The sequence below is a fragment of the Fischerella thermalis PCC 7521 genome (genome assembly GCF_000317225.1).
In the GTDB taxonomy this organism is placed as follows: Bacteria; Cyanobacteriota; Cyanobacteriia; order Cyanobacteriales; family Nostocaceae; genus Fischerella; species Fischerella thermalis.
Window position 1 is genome coordinate 1 of record NZ_AJLL01000083.1, and the last position, 3,986, is coordinate 3,986.

Annotated in this window: 2 protein-coding genes and 1 pseudogene; 1 reads left to right on the plus strand and 2 read right to left on the minus strand. The window is 41.5% G+C overall.

From position 1 onward, the window contains the following. Positions 1-228: 228 nt before the first annotated feature. Positions 229-321, plus strand: a pseudogene (locus UYK_RS27675) (helix-turn-helix domain-containing protein); the annotation flags it as partial. 509 nt (positions 322-830) lie between these two features. Here the strand turns inward: UYK_RS27675 and hetR are convergent. Further along, a complete protein-coding gene (gene hetR / locus UYK_RS0117890) occupies positions 831-1,730 on the minus strand; it encodes a heterocyst differentiation master regulator HetR (RefSeq protein WP_016871868.1) in 900 nt (299 codons plus the stop codon). Positions 1,731-2,760: 1,030 nt separating this feature from the next. Next, a partial coding sequence (locus UYK_RS0117905; RefSeq protein WP_016871871.1) for a DMT family transporter occupies positions 2,761-3,986 on the minus strand: 1,226 nt, incomplete at its 5' end.

A 3,986-nucleotide genomic window follows, 5' to 3' on the forward strand; every position in this document is an offset into this window, starting at 1 on the left:
AAAAAGTAAAATCATCCCGCAAATATGCAAAGCCAGATTTTTTGTTTCTCGCTATATCTCTCAATTGTCATTCGTACTTCTGTTTTACCTCGGTACTTAACACCGAGGTTGTTTGTTGTGGGGGAGCCGCTTCAGCGCACCCCAACTAGACATTGCAGGGCGATCGCTCACGTACACTAGAGTTGGGTGATTTGTTTGGTGTGATCTGCCAAAAATCGGCGGATATGATTGGCGATCGCAGAAACAGGTGGTTCCACCAAAACTGCTGAACGCTTGTTTGTCTCCCAACCTTCACTTTCGGCAGGTATCCAGAAACTGGAGTAAGAACTAGGAGTGACGTTATTTGAGCGGGGTGGGCGACGGGCGAGTCAGGTAATATTGACTTAGACTTACCATTACAGCGTGCAATCGGTTTAATTTGGCGAGCAAAGCAAGAATCAGTGGTGATTAACAAATTCTGTGCCTTTGCAGCAATCTATTATTGGCAGGGATCATACTGTGGTTGAAAGCCTGATTGAAGGCGCTACACACGAAGAAATGCTCAATTTATATTTTTATATTAACAGACAGTTTATCCTGACTTTTCAGGGCTTGTTTGTCCCATCAGGTCTATCCTGATGAAAAGCAAACAATCCTAAATTTCCAACGCAGTTAAATCATGCATAGGAGTGTCAATCTACAACAATATATTTTTATTCAGTTTTGCATGTGTCCCACACTAACAACACTGTACTATTCAGTACTTGTTGTATAGCGTGGGACTGTCGTTGATGGTACTAGCTGGGAATTTAACCCAGGAAAATTTAAAGACCATATCTGTCTTTGGGATACTAGTCTTCTTTTTTACCAAATACCATCTGTAATACCACAGGGACTCCGTCATCTTGATGATACTTATCTGCCCAAGCACGGATAATTTCATCCAATTCGTCTTTGGCCTGTTGCATCTTTTCAGGTAGAATGTCCAACTCTTCTAAGACGCGCATGGTGTTTGGTCTTTTTTCTGCCCAATCTCGCATCATTCGGAAGAAGCGGGCGGTATCTTCCACCATGATGTAAGTACGCTCTTGGTCGTCTGCTGGCGCATAAAAGGGACGGGTGAGAGCGTAGAAGGGCATTCCCCAAGGAGAATCAATGCGTGTCACCGTACCAGAGTAAAGCAAACGGCGCTTAATATGCTCCGCTAGAGCCTCACTCAAAGGCATCTGGTGTTCTTTGGGTAAATCTTCTTGCGATCGCTTGTGCAGAAATTCTATCAACTCTAAAAATTCAAACGAGGTGATCAAATGAGCATCTGGCAGATTAGAAGGTAATTTCTGCTCAATTTGTCTTTTTTCCTCGCTAGTTAGACTTGTACCGGGAATGCGCGAACGTCCAGGTCGCCAAGGATATTTTTCCATCCAGACATAGGGAAACTGAATCAAATAGCGTGGTTCTTGAGAACCGAGCATTTTCAACAGTTTGCCCTCAGTCAAGGCTTGTCTAACTTCCTCGACAATGGCTTTGACTCGTTTTGGTTCTAAGTGATGCAAATGCCCTGTCATCCGCAGGTTTTGTCCCTGCTCTAGATAGGTCATGTAGATTGCACACTTAGCTGCTGTTGCGGCTGCATCTAAAAAGGCCCCATGTCTGTGCCCACTTGTCCGCATGGCACTAAAAGCCAGATAAAGCATGATCTGATCCATCGCACTGGGGCCAAGACGTTTGATCAGATCTACGTCGTTACTCATATAACAGGCAGTTCAATAGCAAGTTTACAGTAATAAGTCAATGGAAAGTATGTAGTATACACGCGACTGAAGGCGATGTCTTTACTTAGATGATCTATTATGCGTTAAGTGTGGGTGTTCTTGGTAGTCATAATTGTCATTTAGTCCGTATTTTCTGGCAAATTGGCAGAATCAGCTTAGTTGGTAGGTTTTGTCAGCAAACAGGAAAGTAAGGGAGAATAGGCACTCTTGCAATAGGCAACTCTTAATAGGAAATAGGAAGGAAGAATTTCCTAGTTTATTGCCTGGCTGGACAATGGTCAATGGCAGAGTCTCATACCATTTCACAAAATTTTTGATATAAATCTTCCCCCTAGTCCTCCTTGTCTCCCTTGTCCCCTTCGTCTGGTCGCCAAATGTATCAGACTTATAGGGAAACGGTATTAATAGGGGTTCACCTGCCTCTACCATATACAGTCCCTGTCCCTTTTCACTAATTAATCCTGTCTGTGGCGTCCACTTTCACCAAGAAGGTCGACATTAAGCTTAACTTCGTACAGAACAAGTACTACTGCTTAGGTCATTAGCTGCGATCCTATGCTGTATATGTTCTGTGACAGGAGAGCTAGCCTAAGAAGATGAAGGTGGCATGTTGAGCAGTCTCACTAAAAATGCTGCGTATGGTGAACTGCTTTGTAATGGCCAAAGGATGATGCTGTCCTGATAATAAGGCGCTTCTGATTGAGGGAAAGTCATAGACCTCAAAATTAAGATAATAATTCAAAAAAACAAAAAATCTTTTTATTTTCAACAAGATTTTTGCTGATTTTAGCAATTTTTAGCCAGTGCATATGTAAAAACATTTACAAATTTGCTATTTATGCTCAAAGTTTTATTTAGAAGCTTCTTAAAAAAGTCATAAATCGCCTGCTAAATTCCAAGTTTGGACTTTTGCTTAAAAGTTGTTAATAGAAGTTTTAGTTTTATTTAAACTTTTGATTCACAGCCAAGTATGATAAATATTTTCCTACGCCCTAAAATCCTCATACTCCTACGCCTTTTTAGCATGATTCCGCATTTTTTCATAGCTCACGGCGGCTGCACCACCCGTCACAAATAAAACTCCTAATACCTGTGCAGGTAGTAGTGTTTCTTGAATAATCAACCCAGCTAAAATCACAGTTATTACAGGAACAGTAGCACCTAAAATTGCTGATCGCGTAGCTCCGAGTTTGCGAATACCGACATTATTAAAAACATGACTAAATAATGTCATTACGCCCAAAATGAAGGCACTTAAAATCAATTCCAGTAATTTATTAGGATTGACTTGAAGGCTCCAGGTAATGGGTAAAGGTATGATCAAACCAACGAAAGACAACACGAGCATAGTGGCAAAATTAATTAGAGTAAAAGGGACAGGATGCAGTTTGGTTGCACAGATGTTTGTCAATATCACGTAGAAAGCAAAAGCTATTCCAGAAACAACAGCTGTGATACTACCTAAAAAAGCGTTACCTGTACCAATACTTGTATCTCCTGCTAAAATCAGCATCTGCCCCAAAAAAATAGAGGCGATCGCACTCAAACGCAAAGAAGTAGGTTGCTCTCTCAATAAAGACCATGCCAAGAGTCCGCTAATGGCTGGATAAACAAACATTAAGGAGATCGCTACTCCCGTCGCAATTTGACTAATAGCAATATAAATTAAGACCTGAGACAAAAACAAAAAGCATCCACTGACAACCGACAGCAGCAATACTTGCTTAGCTTTTGCATTAGCAGTAGTAGATTTTGTTCGCCGTGATCCCAGCAGACTTTGCAAGTCCTGCCATACTTGTGGATGCAGTATAGGAGCTAAAACCAACATTAATGGTACAACTACCAGCATCCTGAGCATTAAAATCAACAGAGAATTACCAAGAGTAGGCGCAAGTAAACCTTCTACCTCAAATACTCCAAAAATTAGCGAAGTTGGGTTGAAAAGAACTTTGATAGCGACGTTGTAGAGCGATATCACCACTGTTGACACCAAAATCAACAGTAAACCCATTGGCGCAATTGACGAATTTCTTCTCCTTTGAGGTGGTGTGGATGCGGTTACTTGTTCTGTTGGTGATACACCATTCATAGAAAATGTTGTGTCACTGTCTCGGGAAGAATTGGTTGCGACAAGGTGATCTCTACTAGATGCAAAAGCTTCTGATTCTTCTGAGAGATCAATTTCCGTTTCTGGATACTCTCGAATCCTGTCTGTTTCTAACTCCGTCGCCACAT